The following is a 16587-nucleotide window of genomic DNA, read 5'->3' on the forward strand; positions in this document are numbered from 1 at the left end:
TGAGGCCGAATGCTTATGCACTCTCGCGCTTCACTACATCATACCCGATATCGACGATTGCATCAGCCGCGCTCACGCCAGAGACACGGTCAACAATCATTGCCATGCTCTTCACACCCATTTCGTAGGCGTTCGGCTGGATCGTCGATAGACCCGGCGTTATTTCCGACGCGATTTCATAGTCACCCCATCCAGTGACAGCAAGACGCTCCGGCACTTTCCATCCTAGACGCGTGCATTCGAATATCACACCAGCTGCCACGATATCCGTAGGACAAATCACACCATCGACATCAGGATCGATACGGCGCAGGGCTTCAAGTGCCTTAGGACCAGCGCCAAAACCATCTGCCTCGTCCACAATGCAGACCCGGTGTTGTTCCAGACCTGCTGCAGCCATAGTCTCCTCAAAAGCAGGAATTCGATCACTATATCGGCGTGCGGATGCGCCGCCATATCCGACAAACCCGATACGACGGCAGCCTCGTTCGACGAGAAGACCAGCCATTGTCCGTGTTGCATCTGGCATGGAGTAGCCTACCGCCATATCGAGGACATTGTCAGTGACCCAACCCTCGACGACAGGTGTCTCGGTCTTCCTGATCAGATCAATGGCTTCCTCTGAATGCTGGTTGCCGACCAGTGAAATGCCAGCGACACGCAGACCGATGAATGTCTGAATTGCAGCGGTTTCGTCCTGTCTGGTTTCCGCAAGTTTGAGTATTAACTCATAGCCGCTCTCGCTGGCGCGATCCTGCATCCCGCGCACATACTTATAAAAGCTCGAGTTCTTCATCGACGGAATGACTGCGCCAATAACCCGACTTTGCCCGGAGGAAAGAATGCCTGCGGAATGGTTCGGAACATAACCAAGTTCCGCCGCAACCTGAAACACGCGCGAGCGCGTTTCCTCTAGCACTCGCTCGGGATAACGGAACGCATTGGATACGGTCATAGGCGATACGCCAGCGGCTTGTGCGACCGACTGCATCGTTATGACATTTTTGCTGCGAACAAGGTTATTCATGGTCTACCGCACCAAATATTCTCATAAATGTTACTTCACAAGGTTTTATATACTCATAAACAAACAAAGCGCAGAAAACCTATCCTTGACGAAATCGGTTTCAAGGTTGATTGTAGCGCTACAATATATTGTAATGCTGGAAATGCACATGATCTTTCATACAGACATCAGGGCAAATCGCGAGATGCGCTCATGAGTTTGCATTCGCAAGACGGAGCGAGCGCACTCGTACTGAAAGCCGTCACGAAGCGTTTCGGCTCCAATATTGCTGTCGACAGTCTTGATCTAACCATCGATGCAGGAAAACTCGTTTCACTGCTCGGTCCATCTGGATGCGGCAAGACGACAACCTTGCGTATGGTTGCAGGATTTGAAAGTGCGGATTCAGGCTCGATCCAAATCGGCGGAACGAATGTAACCAATCTTCCGCCTCATCGGCGCCGTCTTGGCATGGTGTTTCAGAATTACAGTTTGTTTCCGCACAGAACAGTCGCGGAAAATATCGGCTTTGGCTTAAAGATGCAGGGCACCGCTAAAACAGAGCGCGATGAACGCATCAAGTCGATGCTCGATCTCATCCAGTTGTCTGGTCGTGGCGATGCTTTTCCCTCCCAACTTTCGGGCGGTCAGCAGCAGCGCGTGGCGCTTGCGCGTTCGTTGGTGGTGAACCCAAAAGTTTTGCTGCTTGATGAGCCTTTAAGCGCGCTCGATAAATCCTTGCGCGAAAGCATGCAGTTTGAAATCCGCGCCATGCAGGCTCGCCTTGGCATTACCACTCTTCTTGTGACACACGATCAGGAAGAAGCGCTTTCCATGGCCGACGAAGTCGCTGTCATGAATAAGGGGCGTATTCTCCAGCTTGGAACGCCAGGCGAGATTTACGACAAACCGCAGAGCCGTTTTGTTGCCGAATTTCTTGGGGCCTCGAACATTTTCGAGGGCCAGACATCGCCAGACGGCGCATCCCTCTTGGTCGGTGGAAGGCAGGGAAGCTTGGCTCTTCCCCTAGCCACTCGCCAGCCCTCATCACAGCCCCTTACGCTTTCGGTGAGGCCAGAGCGCATCGCGCCGGTCGCAGATGGCAATGGCCTATTGGATGGCCGGGTCGTTGGTGCGGTGTTCCGTGGAAACTACGCGGCTTATCAGATCGACATTCCGGCGCTTGGCCGGGATATATTCATCTACCGGCAAGCGGAAAGCCGCCTTGGCGAACTCGCCTATCATCTCAATCAGGAAATCACGCTCGGCTGGAACCTGCAGGATGCGGTCGTCGTAACATCAGAATGAACTGAAAGCTCAGATTATGCAGAAGAATGGCGCACGTATCGGCATCGACGTGGGCGGAACATTTACCGACTTTGTTCTGTTCGACCCCGACCGCAAAAGCCTGATCCATTACAAGGAGCCATCGACGCCGGAAGATCCGTCTCAGGCGCTGATCTTGGGCTTGCAGTCACTGCTCAGTAAAGCTGATCTTGGCGCAGACCAGATCGACACGATTATGCATGGCACAACAATCGGTCTCAATGCCATTATCCAGAGGCGCGGTGCAAAGATCGCACTCATCGTCAGCGAAGGTTATCGCGATATTCTGGAAATCGCACGCAGCCGCATGCCCTCTTCCTTTGATTTTCATGCAACCAAGGAAGAACCCCTGGTGCCGCGCCATCGCATCATCGAAATCGGTGCAAGACTTTCGGCAAACGGCGCAACAACCCAAATCCCCGACGATGCGGCTCTTGAACAAATTGCGGCACAACTCAACGCGCTCGACGTCGATGCGGCAGCACTTGTATTGATCAATGGCTACACCAACCCTTCAATTGAAAAAGAGCTGGCGCAGAAAATATCCGAAAAGACGAATGGGCTTTCCATTACATCTGCCGCAGCAATCTGGCCAGAAATCCGCGAATATGAACGCACACTGATCGCCTGTCTGAATGCCTATATCCAGCCATTAATGCAGCGCTATTTTGAAGGGCTGTCGACTGGCCTTGCTCGCGATGGCGTTTATGCTCCAATCCTCGTCACAGCCTCCAATGGCGGTTCCCTGAGCATAGGCTCCGCGCAGGAGCGTCCGGTCGAAACCATCCTCTCAGGACCAGCCTCCGGTGTCATGGCGGCCGCGCGCTTGGCTGCAACATCAGGCGTGCGCGCAATCATCACATTTGATATGGGTGGCACGTCGTCAGACATCGCCGTCGCACAAGATGGTTCTGCTGCGCTCGCCACCAAAACCGATATTGGCGGCTTGCCCCTGGTTTTGCCGGTTGTGGATGTCTCGGCCATCGGTGCAGGTGGCGGCTCAATCGTATGGGTCGACGATCATGGTGTGCTAAAAGTCGGCCCTCGCAGTGCTGGCGCAATGCCCGGCCCCATCTCTTACGGTCGCGGCGGCACAGAGCCAACCGTAACCGATTGTTATCTGACGCTTGGTTATATCGATCCAGCCGGTTTCCTTGGTGGACGTATGCAGCTTGAGAGCGAGCCTGCAGCTGCAGCTCTTGCCCAGATAGGCAATCGGATCGGATTTCACGGTGAGAATGCTGCTGCAGAAGCAGCCCAGGGGGCGCTTGCAGTCACCACGGCTGGCATGGCAACCGAACTCTATAAAACACTCGCAGCTCGAGGCCTTGATCCGGCAACGTTTGCACTCGTTCCATTTGGTGGCGCAGGCCCAACACATGCCAACATTTTGGCCGAAGAAGTGGGCATCGCCCGCATCGTCGTTCCTCCAGCAGCAGGAACATTCTGTGCATTGGGTGCAGTGGCAGCAGATTTACGGCGCGATTTCGTTCGCAGCCTGCGCAGAGAGCTTGATGAAGCGAGTGCCGCGACCCTTGCCGAAACATTCGAAACCCTTGCTGCCGAAGGAAATGACTGGCTGGATCAGGAAGGTGAACAAAGCAGTGGACGCCTTTTCGAAAAGGCTGCCGACATGCGTTATGTCGGACAGGCTTATGAACTGCGGGTGGCATTGAACGATGTAGACACAGACGTTCATGCCATTTCTGAGGCTTTTCACCACGAACATGAGCGCATCTATGGTTTCCGCGACAGCACAGCCGAAGTCGAACTGGGAACGGCCCGTCTCGCCGTTATCGGCGTCACGCCCGATCTCGCCGCGCAGGAATTTCCAACAGGCGACGGCAAGCCGGAGATCAAAGGCAGTCGCCGCTTGTTCCACAAAGGCGCATGGCTTGATGCAGATATTTATGACCGCCTCAGTTTCCGGGCAAATGATCAGGTCTGCGGTCCTGCAATTATCGAGCAGGATGATACCACCACTATTCTGCTACCGGGCTGGATAGCCAACTGCGACAAAGCAGGAAATCTGCATCTTGAAAGGCTGGCACAATGAAACTCAACCCAGTCACGCTTGCCATTCTCGGCAACAAGCTTGCAGCTATCAGCGAAGAAATGTGCCTGACGCTGCAGCGCACGGGCCGCACACTTTATGTCAAGGAAACTGCTGATTTTGCTTGTGCGCTTGCCGGGCTGGACGGACGCTTTTTCGCCTATCCACGTTCTATTGGTGTTTCAGGATTTGTGGGCCTTGAATGCGGGCCAACGATTGAAGCAGTGGGGGCGCTTGAACCTGGCGACGTCATCCTGACCAACGATCCCTATCGTTCAGAAGGTCTCGCCACACATCTGCCCGACCTTCATATGATCGAGCCCTATTTCCATGAGGGTCGCGTAGTTGCTTATGGCTGGTGTTTCGTACACTGCTCGGATGTCGGCGGACGTGTGCCATCCAGCATCTCCCCAATGAATACCGAAATCTTTCAGGAAGGTTTGCGTATTCCGCCAGTCAAACTGATGAAGCGCGGAGAAATGTCTCCTGAAGTATGCCTGTTTCTGGAGGCAAACAGCCGTACACCTGAAGCCAATATGGGCGATATTCGCGCCATGCTGGCAGCTCTTGCGGCCGGTCGTCGTCGCGTCGAACAGGCGATTGCCCAGCACGGAGCAGATGAGGTTTCGGTAGCCAGTACTGATCTTGTTTCATATGCAGCCGAAAAGGCGCGATCCGTTCTGCGAAAGGTTCCCTCTGGCTCCTATACGTTTTCAGATTATCTTGATGATGACGCAGCCGGTAATCTGCCTGTTCGCATCGCCCTGACCGTGACATTCGAAGACGGAGAAGTGCATCTGGATTTCACCGGAACTGATCCGCAAGTGGCCACCGCCATGAACATTCCTTCGCGCGGACGTCCCCATGCATGGCTGACACTCCGGGTGCTCGCATTGGTCAACACACTTGACCCAACTGCACCCCTAAATGTTGGCCTTCTCGATACGGTTCGGATAACCGCACCTGAGGGAAGTCTGGTCAATCCGCAGGAACCTGCCGCAACGGGTGTCCGTCATGCCGCCGCCATTCGCGTGAACGACGTGTTGAATGGTGCCTTCGGAAAAGCTTTGCCAGATGTCATGCCTGCTGCATCATCCGGCACGGTCATACCCGTTGTGATGGCGGAACCAGATGGCAAAGGCGGCCGACGTGTACAGGTCATCGAACCGATGATCGGCGGCACGGGCGCACGTTTTGGTCGCGATGGCGTTGATGGTCGAGACAGCGGCATCTCCAATCTCGCCAACAACCCCGTCGAAACGGTCGAAGCCGAGTTGGGCGTTGAAATCCTGCATTACAGTCTACGTCCCGATTCCGGTGGTCCCGGCCAGTGGCGCGGCGGGTGCGGCATGGAACTGACCTTTCGCGCATTGACCGATGACACCAACGTGCTCGGTCGAGGCATGGAGCGTCTGCTGTTCCGCCCATGGGGTTCCTACGGTGGCCAAGCAGGTCTGCCCGGCGCGTTGATAGTCAATCGCGGACGCCTTGATGAACGCAAGCTTGGTAAAATTGACGTACTCAACGTCAACGCAGGCGATACGGTGACCTTTCTGACCCCCGGCGCAGGTGGGTGGGGAAATCCACTTGAACGAGATCCTGACGCGGTGCTGCGTGACGTTCTGGATGGCTTCATTACACCCGACGCCGCTCATGCCGATTATGGCGTGGTAATACATGATGGCATGATCACTAATGACGCCACCGCCGCCCGTCGTCTAACGCTGTCAGAAAACAAGGCCGCTGATGGATTTGGTCCTGAGCGAAAGCACTGGGACGAAGTGTTTGAACCGGCTTTGATGGACAGCCTGAACCGTGCACTTGTGCAGCTTCCTGGATCGGTACGGCAGCGCCAGCGCAAAGCTGTATTCGACGCCGTTTTGCCTACCCTTCCCGAAGGTTTTCCAAAAACGAGGGCCGAAGCCGAGAACGCACATACAGCGCGTATAGCATTCCGGACAGCTGTCGAAAAACTCGTCGCAATTTCCAATTCCGAAAACGCCTGATTGTTCCAGATACGGAGTAACGCAATGACACTAATTACCAGACGAAATCTCCTCGGCTCGGGCGCGATGCTTGGTCTTGGTCTTACCGTAGGCGGGTTCCCACGCATCGCCAATGCGCAGGCCGCAAAAGAAATCACCGTGACGGCCTTTGGTGGCATATGGGAAGAAGCGGTTCGCAAATGCTTTGTTGCACCATTTGAAGCCAAGACCGGTGCAAAGGCCAATGTCTCGCTCGGTGGCCCGCCTCAATGGCTGGCGCAAGTCGAAGCGTCACCCACCAAGCCGCCAGTCGATGTGCTCATTATGACGCCAGACCTTGCTTTGTCCGCAACCAAATCAGGTCTGGTTGACGACTTTACAGTCGAAAAGCTGCCGAACCTCGCAAAAATCCCGCAGCAACTGACGGATTCAGTTGAAGGCAAAGGTACGCTGTTCGACTATGGTGTTGCGGGTATAACCTACAATAAAGACCGGGTGAAAAACCCTCCAAAGTCTTTCGCCGAGTTTGTCGACAGAGTTGCCGCTGGTGAGTTCGTCGCCTCGATCCCCTCCATCAGTTACGCCGTCACACCAATCATGCTGATCTGGGCCATGGCCAAGGCATTTGGCGGCGGTGCCGACAACGTCGATCCGTTCTTCAAGGCAGTTGAACGAATGAAGGATAATCTCATCTATTGGGCCGGACCGAATGATTTTTTCAATCATCTTTCTTCTGGCGAAGCCGATATCGGCATTTATTTCGATGGTCGCACTTGGAACCATTACGATGCCGGCGCAACCTGGATCGACTTCATCAACCCGGAAGAAGGCGGTTCACTCAATGGTTTGGCAGTCCAGAAGGCAAAAAATGCCAATCCGCTCGCCTGGAACTATATTAACGAAGTGCTCGACGCAGCCAACCAGACACAATTTGCCGAGATTATGAACTACGGCGTCACCAATGAGGACGTGGTTTACAGCGAAAAGCTCAAGCCGCGCATCACGCCGTGGCAGAAAACGGCCTTCCCGCCATATGAGCAAATTGCTCAAGTCCGAAATCAATGGGTGGATCGCTGGAACCGGGAAATCGGCCAGTAAGATCGCGGAGCACACTATGAGCCAGACAGAAACATCAAACACTACAGCAAGAACAGGGCTGGCTCTACCGGGCTGGCTGCTCATCTTGCCTGCTCTGGTGTTCCTTCTGGCTTTTTTCGTCCTGCCTCTCTTTGACAACAGCGTACGCAGCTTTGTCGGCACGGACGGCCGTTTGACTTTCACACGTTACGTCACGCTGCTGACCGACCCCTTCTATCTGCGTGTCATCGGCGAGACGATACTGCTTTCAGGTGGTGTGACGCTGATTTGCGTAATCATCGGATATCCAGTCGCCTATTTTCTGGTGCGTAAAGCAGGCCGATGGGCTGGCTTGATCGTCTTTTTGCTTATCGCCCCACTTTTGACGTCAATCATCATGCGTACCTTCGGCTGGCAAGTTCTTTTTGCCCGCCGCGGCCTGATCAACAATCTGCTTGTCGATCAACTCGGGATCATTGCAACGCCATTGCGCTTCACCAACTCGCCGGAAATCACCGTAGCCGCTCTCGTGCATGTACTCGTACCCTTCATGGTTCTTTCGATCGGCACCGTGTTGCAGGGTATAGATCGCAGGCTGGAGGAATCCGCGAAAATTCTGGGAGCCGGTCGTTTTCGCACCTTCTGGGAGGTGACTTTGCCGCTCTCCCTCGACGGCATCGGAACCGGCGCAATTTTGGTGTTCATGATTGCCAACGGAAGCTTCGTTACGCTGGTTATGCTGGGCGGTGGTCTTCAGACTCTCCCATTACTGATCTACCAGCAATTCAACACCACACGCGATTTTGGCATGGCGAGTGCGATGAGTTCGATCCTTCTGGTGATTGCGGTTGCATGTCTCTTCCTGCAATTGCGTCTCGTGCGCCGTCGGGGAGTTTAATCGATGAAACTCTTTGGAAAAGACTGGGCAGACATCGCATTGACCGTGTTTGTGGTCGTGTTCTTTATTTTTATGCTGGCTCCCATTCTAGTTGTTGTACTCGTGTCCTTCACGTCTGCGGGCTATGTGGCCTTTCCCATCCCCGGCTGGTCGCTCAAATGGTTTGTGAATATTTTCGTTTATCAACCATTTGTGGATGCCCTCATCGTCAGCTTTAAGATCGGGATCGGCGCCACCATTCTCTCCTGTCTGATCGGCATCCCCGCCTGCCTTTATCTGGCGCGCTCACGCACAGGCTGGGCAAGCGCGGTTATGGCGTTTCTACTGTCGCCCTTGTCGATGCCGATGATTGTGATTGGTTTCGCGTCGCTGTTCTTCATGAGCAGGCTTGGACTGGGAATTTCATTCAGCGCCCTGTTGATCACCCATACTATCGTCTGTCTTCCCTATGTTGTTCGCACGGTTGCAGGTGTTTATGGCAGCATGTCCAAAAGCTATGAAGAAGCCGCCGCCATTCTGGGAGCCAATCCATTGCAGGTCTTCTGGCATGTCACATTACCCCTCATCCGCCCCGGCATCATGGCGGGGTCGCTGTTTTCATTTCTTACGTCGTTCGACAATTTGCCGGTGAGTTATTTTTTCGCGAGCGCAAGCACGAACACCTTGCCGGTCGTAATGCTGAGCTATCTTGAACACCAGTTCGACCCGACAATCGCAGCTCTCAGCACTTTGCAACTTCTTATGGCAGTTGCGACGCTCATCATTGTCGACCGCATCTATGGCATTAGAAAAATGACGGTGGCCGCATGACGTTTCACTTACCCATCGACCATGTCGTTGTTCTAACAAACGATCTCGATAATGCGGGCACGGCATTTGAAAATGTCGGTTTCCATGTCACACCGATCGCAAAACACAGCGCTGCCATGGGCACGGCCAATCGATGTGTCATGCTCAATGACACCTATATCGAGATCCTTGCAATCATTGAGAAAACAGAAGCCAACGCTAATTGGCGCAAGCTTCTCGAAAATGGATCTGGATTGCGCGGGATTGCGCTGCGCAGCAAAGATGTCGAGGCCGATGTTAGAGCCTATAATGATAAGAACATCGAGACTGAAGCGATAAGGCACTTTTCACGACAAACCGAAACTGGCGGGTTACGGTTTTCGATAAGCCGTTTCAAAGATAGCGTTACTCCAGCCTATCAATGTTTGCTCTGTCAGCACCACACACCTGAACTTCTCTGGACATCTGACGTAATAGAACACCCCAACGGCGCGCAGCGTCTGATATCTGTTGCCACACCGAACGCCTCGGAACTTGAAGTGCTATCTAGCGACTGCGTTGCGGACATATCGATATCGACTGGAAGAAATCGTCTGACGATCAGCGGAATCAGTGAAGCTGTTTTCGATTTGCGCGAGAGTTGCGGATTGGAAATCACGATGGTTCGCCCATGAAATCCTGGCCATCGAATAAACCTTCGTCTTTATGGATGTCGCTTTCGCGCGAGAGGTTTGAAGGCGAAGTTCTCGAAGGTGTTGCGCAGACCGAGATTGTAATCATCGGCGGTGGCATTGCCGGTCTTGCCTCAGCAATCGAGCTTGCGAGGCGTGGGCTCAAAGTCACTGTGCTTGAAGCAGCCAAGGTCGGCTATGGAGCTTCCGGCCGTGCCAATGGGCAAGTCATCTCTGCGCTGACACGTCATGATCCAAAGACGTTGCGGATCATTTGGCCCGGAGACCAGGCTGAACGTTTCATCGAGCTTGTAAAGGGCGCTGCCGACAAACTTTATGCGTTAGCCGAACGTTACCAGATTGACTGCGATTTAAACCGCTCTGGCTGGCTGCAACCAGCGCATAGCACAGGTCGTTTCAAGCGTGTTTCCGCTCTCGCCGCACAATGGGTGGAAGTTGGTGCGCCAACTGCCGTCATTTCTTCGAGCGAGATGGCCGTTCGTTTAGGCACAAATGCTTATCATGGTGGATGGGAGCATAGCGGCGGTGGACACATAAATCCTTATGCTTTCACGGTGGGTCTTGCACGCGGAGCAGTGTCAGAAGGCGCTGTAATCTTCGAGCAAAGTCCTGCGCTCAATCTCACGCGAACGCCAACAGGCTGGCGGATTAAAACCCCCAACGGTGAACTTCACACGGAAAAAGTCGTGCTTGCTACCGCAGCCCACACCGGCAATCTTTGGCCTGAACTTCGACGCTCAATTGTGCCGGTGACATCCTATCAAGCGGCAACCGAGCCGCTGGGCGATCTGGCGGATACAATTCTACCTGGCAATGAAGCATCGTCAGACACCCGATTTGACCTTCGTTATTTCCGCAAGGATCGCGAGGGGCGACTGGTTTCGGGCGGGGCACTCGCCATTCAGGCCGGTGCGGCGTATCGTTTGCCTGCAATGGTTGAGGGTCGATTGCGTCAGCTCTTTCCTGATCTGCCGCGCGGCACCACAAAGACTTTCTGGGGCGGGCGCATCGCCATGACGGTTGATCGTTTACCGCATCTGCATAAACGCGACGGCGGTCTTTACAGCTGGATTGGCTGTAATGGGCGCGGTCTCGCCCTCTCATGCGCTATGGCGGATGTAGTCGCCGATGCTGTGTGCGGCGTAGCGGACGACCAACTGGCATTGCGTCCAACACCTGTGCCACAGATTGCCTTTCACCCCATTGTTAGCCGAACGGCGCGCTTCATCCTGCCCTACCTTCGTTGGCAGGACAGAAACGAAGTTTGATTATAAGCCCAAGGAAAGCCGATGCCCCGCGCCGCCGTTATTCAGCTCTTTCACGAAGCCAATGCCTTCACGCCCGTCAAGGCGGATTACGATGGATTTCTCTCAGCTCAATATTTTCAGGGCGAAGACGTCCGTCGCGAATTCGGCTCAACCAGCAACTGGCTTGGTGGAGTAACGGAAGCTCTTGATGAAGCGGGTTATGAGATTGCTTACGGCGTCTGTACCGGATGTCTTCCGGGAGGTACGCTCGAGGCAGAAAGCTATCACCGTCTCGTGGCAGAAATTCTTAGATCACTTGAAGACATTGCAGCTACAGGCCCCGTAAACGTTGTAGCGCTTTTATTGCACGGAGCGTTGGTGGTTGATGGCGTCGCCACACCTGAGACCGATCTTGCCCGAAAAGTACGCGCAATTGTTGGCCCTCATGTCCGCATCGCCATCCCGCTCGACTTTCACGCCAATGTCGAGCCGATGTTGCCGCACATTGTCGATGTGGTGATAGGTGGCAAATTGTACCCACATGCCGACACACATGCACGCGGCAAAAAGCTGATGCAGCTCACACTCGATCCTGTAAGCTGGTGTACACGGCGCTTCCGCTTGCCGGTAGCAGCGCCCATGAGCGCCCAGACCAGCGATGCAGAGCCATTCAAAAGTCTGGTTGCACTTTCCAACGAAGTCGAGCGCCGCGAAGGGCTTTCCGATGTGGTTGTTATGGGTGGCTTTCCCTATGTGGATTCCGATGATGTTGGAAGCTCGGTTCTCGTAACCGGCATCGACGAAGAAGCCATGAAACAGGCCTATCGCGACATGGCGGAGGTAATCTGGCAACAACGCGAAGCAATCACCCGCCCCGCACCTCCATTCAATGCCATCGCGTCGGAAATCTATGCGCGTGCCTCCACAGGGCGTGTGGTTATTGGTGACGCGGGCGATAATCCGGGTTCGGGCGGCGTTGCCAATGTAGCCGATATTTTCGCAAATCTTTCTGCTCAAGACCTGCCGTTCGCGGCAGGCTTTATGGTTGATGGCCACGCGGTATTGGCTGCTCAAGCAATCGGCGAGGGCAATCGTGGTGAAATTGCCATGGGGCGTTTGCAAAACGGCGAGCCGTTTGTTGTCGATACGCTTGTGGAACGCGTCACGGAGGTGAACTATCGCAATGAAGGCGCCAACCTATATGGCGAATTGCTCGAAGGAGGCTTGGGTGCTGTTCTTCGTGTCCGCGATCAAGGGCATATCGTTCTCGTCACTGAGCGCATTCAGGCCTATGACACACAGGCTTTTCGCAGCTTAGGTATCAATCTCGAAAGCAAGGCGATCATTCACGTCAAATCGAGCAATCACTTCCGCACGTCATTTACGCCGCTCGCAGAGCAAGGCGTTTTTGTCGTCGATAGCGGCGGCTATGCTTCGACGGATGCAGCCAAGTTTCCATTCACAAAGCGCGCTACCCGCATTCTGCCGCTTGCGTCACTCGACAAGAGCGAATGGGACCGTCAGGTCGCAGAAGAATGCGAGATTGCATTTCAGATTTTATGAAGAATAGTTTTTGACGATTTCGCCGCCTTTGATAACAAACTGCAGGTGATCGGCGAAGCCCTCCAGAACGCCTTTATCAAGCGGGTTGGCTGAGAGAACATTGAGATCGGCGCGGTAATTTTCCTTAACATAGCCGATTTCATTCTCAAGACGCACCAGCTTCGCCGCAGTGCTTGTTGCTGCACGAAGTAGATCAAGCGGGGGAACGACGTCGGCACGCAATGCAAACTCATGCAGCTGGCGGGAATGCATCGGCCCGATCAAATCGGTGCCATAAGCCATTGGCACACCCGCGCTATAGGCAAGTTCGACGGCATAAAGTCCCGAGTCGAGCACCAGCTTGATCTTGTCCATCCGATCTTTCGGAAAGCCGCTTTCAGCCCCGACTTCCGCCAACGCCCGGAAGCAAGAGAGCGTCGGCGTCAGGAAACTCCCGGCTTGTTTCATTAGCGCGACGGTCTCTTCATCAAGCAGATTGCCATGTTCGATTGAGCGCACACCGTTACGCACGGCGCGCGCAACCGAACGCGCAGTATATGTGTGCGACACCACATAGAGATCAGCCATATTGGCTTCATCAACGATTGCCGCAATTTCCTCTTCCGAAAACTGATCCGAAGTGATGCGGTCGGTAGGCGAAGAAATCCCGCCGTTGGCCATGATCTTAATATGATGGGCACCGCGTCTGATTTCGTCGCGCGCCGCTCGGCGAACTTCGGCAACACCGTCACAGCGTCGGCCAAGACTAACTTGCGCATAAGTCTCGTCAGTCCGATCCACGCCCATAGCGCGGTGATCGCCATGACCACCACTCGCTGAAAGCGCCTTGCCACCATACAGAAGTCGAGGTCCCGAAATCAGTCCTTCTTCCACCGACTGTGCGAGACCAAAATCAGCGCCGCCGACATCACGCACAGTCGTAAAACCGCGCGAAAGCATGCCATCAAGCACCTGTGCCGCACGTGCGGCAACATACATTGGCGATTGACGTGGCAGCTCCCCCAGATTGGCAGTGTAGGCCGTGGCATGAACATGGGCATCAACCAGCCCCGGAATAACGAATGCGCCCTTAAGATCAATCCGGTTTGCGTCGGAGTGTGGCACTTTTTCTTCGCTTACCTCGAGAATGAAACCATTCTCCAAAACAAGGCGCTGATCGGGGAGCACTTTGCCATTCTCAACGTCAATGACATTGGCATTTTCGAGAATTGTAATCACTGCAATCTGTTCCTGTGATGAAACTTGGAAACGGCAAAAGCCGGACTGCACAACAGACCGGCTTCAACGCTTTTTCGATCAATTTACTTTTCCGACCAGCCAACGCGGTTAAGGAAGAGGTTCTCGTTTGGCAGCGGCGCGAACTCCACATTCTTTGCCGAACCGTAAAGCACCGAAGCCTGATAGAGCGGAATGATATAGTTCTCCGCAGCTACGATCTCATGGACAGACTTGTAGAGTTCAAGTCGACGTTCTGGGTTGATGACGGTTCGCGCCTCATCCAGCGCCTTGTCAAGACGTTCATCCTTGATTGTTGACCAGCTGCTCGATGAATGCAGAAGCGGATAAAGCGTACCATCGGCATCCTGACAGCCACAACTCCAACGTCCAAAGGCTGCCGAAGGGATCGTATTCGAACCTGATTGCATCTGCTGCATCCAGTTGCCCATATCGGTGGTGACGATTTTGACGTTGAGGCCAACATCATTGAGCATTTGCTGGATCGCCTGCACGACGCGCTGATCATAGGTCGGCGTCGTCAGAAGGGTGATTTCGGTTTTGGCAGCATCGCCGACTTCCGCCACCAACTCCTTAGCTCTCTCGGGATTATATTCTGGGGCCTTTATGCCCTCGACAAACCCGAATGAAACCGGGGACGTGAGCTCGTCGATCGGGGCATCATAGCCACCCAGAATACCCTCAACGATGCCTTGCTTATCAATGGCATGGGCTATTGCCAGACGAATGCGTGGATCATCCAGCGGTGCTTTGTTGATATTGAGCGAGAAGAAAGCAATGCGTTCGCCACGGACTGGCAAAACCTTGCTCTGTCCCGACGCTTCCAGTTGGGCTGCAAGATCATTGTCGAGATTGCTTGCGAGATCAGCTGTTCCCGCCTGCAAGTTCGCAATGCGAGTTGAACCATCTGGAACGGCTCGGAAGGCCACTTTCGGGAATTCACCCTTCTTGCCCCAATAATCGTCATTGCGTGCGAGCAGCACTTCAACGCCACGGTTCCAATTCTCAAGCTTGTAAGGACCAGAGCCCACAGGCTTGATGTTGAACTCATCCTTGCTGACCTTCTCCACCACATGTTTTGGCACGATGGAAAGCTTCGTCAACTGTGCAAGCAGAACAGGATAAGGGCCCTTGGTGTTAACGACGACAGTCGTATCATCCTTCGCAACCGCATCGCTGATTTGATTGAACTGGCCTATCTGCGGGCTGGCGAATGCCGGGTCGATGATCCGTTTGATGCTGAAAGCAACGTCCTCAGCCGTCAGCGGTGTACCATCGTGGAATTTCACGTCATTGCGGATTTTGAATTCGACTTCCGCATCGGAAAGATACTTCCACTCGGTGGCGATTTGCGAAGCGATCTCGCCTTTGTCGTCACGCGTCAGCAGATTGTCGAAAATATTGCGATAGACATTGAAGCTGTCGGTGTTCCACTGCACATGCGGGTCCAACGAGCTCGGTTCTGCAATGAAATCCACTGCCAGCAAATCTTTCGCGCTGGCATTATGCGGCTGGGCAGCGAGCGCTGTTGCTGCGAGCATCGCTGCGAAGAGTGCGTTTTTAAAGCGCATCGAAGTTTCTCCCGTGGGTTCCCCGGTTTTCCCAACTGAATGATAATCAAATCATGAACCGAAATAAAAATTTGACATCTCAGTTGTAAGCTTTGCAATATTAATATCAAATACTGCCACTTTACGAAAAGACGCGCAACCAGCGCATTTTCTAAATCTACACGCAATTGAAAAATGCCATTTCAATTTTGTCCCTCAAAGAGAAACAGTTGATTTATAGGAATTGTGAAGGCAACATGCTTCTGTTTCCTCTGGAGAGAGATACGGAGATAAATTCTTCATTCAAGCGATATGGAAAAGAAAATCTGTTCTTTTCTTTAGATCAAAGAGATTTCAAAATATAAAACTGAGAGGTCAGTTATAAATGTTGGATAACGATGCCTACACATCTCCCATATCGCTCGAAGGCAAGGGGGATCTGGCGGAAAAGGCACTGCGAAATGCGATTGTGAATTGCGTTCTGGCACCAGGTGAACGGCTGTCGGAATCTGCACTCGCAACCGAATTCGCATTGGGCCGCGGCGCACTGCGCGCAGCACTCGCACGCCTTAAAGCGAGCGGACTGGTGTCGTCATCCGCACGCAGCGGCTGGGTCGTTACGCCAATTTCGGCAGGCGAAATCCGCGAATTGAGCGCAGCTAGACGGCACCTGGAACCTTTGCTTTTTGCAGCGGTGCTGGACGAGGCGTCTATTCAACGACTGAACGCGCTGGGTGAAATGCATCTGGCGCTTACACAACGCAACGAACTTGGCGGTGACATCCTTCCAACCATTCGCCGCTATGAGCGCGAAATTTTGGAGTTACTCGCCACCCGGCTCAACATGCCGATTGTTGCAGGCTGGCTGACCGACCTTTGGGATCGTGCCGTACGTCTGGTCAACTTCTTCGAAAAAACCGGGCGCGTCAGACTGATCCCCGCCAACCGTTCGCTATTGATCAGTGCGATTATCGAGGGACGAAAGAGCGAAGCACTGGAACTGTTTGGCGCGGCCAATACCGCGCTCGAAACCTATCTGCTCGACCGTTTCCTTGAATCGGAAGCAATGGTCGGCGCGAAACCCGCCCGCCGCAACGCGGGCAAAAGCAAAACCGAAAAAAAATCTCGTCCAGAACCGCATTTGGATAAACCAGGGGCATTATAG

General features: G+C 53.8%; 13 protein-coding genes. 10 read left to right on the forward strand and 3 right to left on the reverse strand.

From position 1 onward, the window contains the following. Positions 1–13 precede the first annotated feature (13 nt). Positions 14–1027, reverse strand: a complete 1014-nt coding sequence (locus CES85_RS04315; protein WP_244923224.1) for a LacI family DNA-binding transcriptional regulator — start codon at positions 1025–1027, stop codon at positions 14–16. A 192-nt stretch (positions 1028–1219) separates the two neighbouring features. Here CES85_RS04315 and CES85_RS04325 point away from each other — a divergent pair, with 192 nt between their 5' ends. From CES85_RS04325 to CES85_RS04365, 9 genes are read left to right on the forward strand one after another with little or no spacing between them, the layout of a single operon-like run. Continuing rightward, positions 1220–2314 (forward strand): ABC transporter ATP-binding protein, encoded by a 1095-nt coding sequence (locus CES85_RS04325; protein WP_095444792.1) that lies wholly within the window; start codon positions 1220–1222, stop codon positions 2312–2314. Between the two features lie 16 nt (positions 2315–2330). Beyond that, positions 2331–4388 carry a hydantoinase/oxoprolinase family protein gene (locus tag CES85_RS04330; RefSeq protein ID WP_095444793.1) on the forward strand — a complete coding sequence of 686 codons (2058 nt, stop codon included), beginning with the start codon at positions 2331–2333 and terminating at the stop codon, positions 4386–4388. Then, positions 4385–6391 carry a hydantoinase B/oxoprolinase family protein gene (locus tag CES85_RS04335; protein WP_095444794.1) on the forward strand — a complete coding sequence of 669 codons (2007 nt, stop codon included), beginning with the start codon at positions 4385–4387 and terminating at the stop codon, positions 6389–6391. Before CES85_RS04330 ends, CES85_RS04335 begins: the two co-directional genes overlap by 4 nt. 24 nt (positions 6392–6415) lie before the next feature. Next, entirely contained in the window at positions 6416–7468 is a 1053-nt protein-coding gene (locus CES85_RS04340) for an extracellular solute-binding protein (protein ID WP_095444795.1), read from the forward strand. Positions 7469–7484: 16 nt separating this feature from the next. After that, entirely contained in the window at positions 7485–8345 is an 861-nt protein-coding gene (locus tag CES85_RS04345) for an ABC transporter permease (RefSeq protein WP_095444796.1), read from the forward strand. Positions 8346–8348: 3 nt separating this feature from the next. Next, a complete protein-coding gene (locus tag CES85_RS04350) occupies positions 8349–9155 on the forward strand; it encodes an ABC transporter permease (RefSeq protein WP_095444797.1) in 807 nt (268 codons plus the stop codon). Further along, positions 9152–9808: a VOC family protein gene (locus CES85_RS04355; RefSeq protein ID WP_095444798.1), complete on the forward strand. Its 657-nt coding sequence runs from the start codon at positions 9152–9154 to the stop codon at positions 9806–9808. The genes CES85_RS04350 and CES85_RS04355 overlap by 4 nt, the downstream gene beginning before the upstream one ends. After that, positions 9805–11094, forward strand: a complete 1290-nt coding sequence (locus tag CES85_RS04360) for an NAD(P)/FAD-dependent oxidoreductase (protein ID WP_095444799.1) — start codon at positions 9805–9807, stop codon at positions 11092–11094. The genes CES85_RS04355 and CES85_RS04360 overlap by 4 nt, the downstream gene beginning before the upstream one ends. Positions 11095–11115: 21 nt before the next feature. Next, positions 11116–12636, forward strand: a complete 1521-nt coding sequence (locus CES85_RS04365; RefSeq protein WP_095444800.1) for a M81 family metallopeptidase — start codon at positions 11116–11118, stop codon at positions 12634–12636. Here CES85_RS04365 and CES85_RS04370 read toward each other — a convergent pair. Both CES85_RS04370 and CES85_RS04375 read right to left on the reverse strand, forming a co-directional pair. After that, on the reverse strand, positions 12631–13854 hold the full coding sequence (locus CES85_RS04370; RefSeq protein WP_208636283.1) for a metal-dependent hydrolase family protein: 1224 nt from the start codon (positions 13852–13854) through the stop codon (positions 12631–12633). The two genes, CES85_RS04365 and CES85_RS04370, sit on opposite strands and share 6 nt — an antisense overlap. A gap of 83 nt (positions 13855–13937) precedes the next feature. Continuing rightward, positions 13938–15443, reverse strand: coding sequence for an ABC transporter substrate-binding protein (locus CES85_RS04375; protein ID WP_095444801.1), 1506 nt, complete (start codon positions 15441–15443; stop codon positions 13938–13940). Between the two features lie 364 nt (positions 15444–15807). Here CES85_RS04375 and CES85_RS04380 point away from each other — a divergent pair, with 364 nt between their 5' ends. Then, the gene (locus CES85_RS04380) at positions 15808–16587 is read left to right on the forward strand and encodes a GntR family transcriptional regulator (RefSeq protein WP_095444802.1); all 780 of its coding nucleotides are present in this window, start codon (positions 15808–15810) and stop codon (positions 16585–16587) included.

This window comes from Ochrobactrum quorumnocens, from assembly GCF_002278035.1.
Classification (GTDB): Bacteria; Pseudomonadota; Alphaproteobacteria; order Rhizobiales; family Rhizobiaceae; genus Brucella; species Brucella quorumnocens.

Coding starts and splice junctions, on each gene's coding strand:
- CES85_RS04375 (WP_095444801.1), bottom strand. CDS start 15,443: ATGCGCTTTAAAAACGCACTCTTCGCAGCGATGCTCGCAGCAACAGCG.
- CES85_RS04315 (WP_244923224.1), bottom strand. CDS start 1,027: ATGAATAACCTTGTTCGCAGCAAAAATGTCATAACGATGCAGTCGGTC.
- CES85_RS04380 (WP_095444802.1), top strand. CDS start 15,808: ATGTTGGATAACGATGCCTACACATCTCCCATATCGCTCGAAGGCAAG.
- CES85_RS04350 (WP_095444797.1), top strand. CDS start 8,349: ATGAAACTCTTTGGAAAAGACTGGGCAGACATCGCATTGACCGTGTTT.
- CES85_RS04360 (WP_095444799.1), top strand. CDS start 9,805: ATGAAATCCTGGCCATCGAATAAACCTTCGTCTTTATGGATGTCGCTT.
- CES85_RS04365 (WP_095444800.1), top strand. CDS start 11,116: ATGCCCCGCGCCGCCGTTATTCAGCTCTTTCACGAAGCCAATGCCTTC.
- CES85_RS04330 (WP_095444793.1), top strand. CDS start 2,331: ATGCAGAAGAATGGCGCACGTATCGGCATCGACGTGGGCGGAACATTT.
- CES85_RS04325 (WP_095444792.1), top strand. CDS start 1,220: ATGAGTTTGCATTCGCAAGACGGAGCGAGCGCACTCGTACTGAAAGCC.
- CES85_RS04340 (WP_095444795.1), top strand. CDS start 6,416: ATGACACTAATTACCAGACGAAATCTCCTCGGCTCGGGCGCGATGCTT.
- CES85_RS04345 (WP_095444796.1), top strand. CDS start 7,485: ATGAGCCAGACAGAAACATCAAACACTACAGCAAGAACAGGGCTGGCT.
- CES85_RS04335 (WP_095444794.1), top strand. CDS start 4,385: ATGAAACTCAACCCAGTCACGCTTGCCATTCTCGGCAACAAGCTTGCA.
- CES85_RS04355 (WP_095444798.1), top strand. CDS start 9,152: ATGACGTTTCACTTACCCATCGACCATGTCGTTGTTCTAACAAACGAT.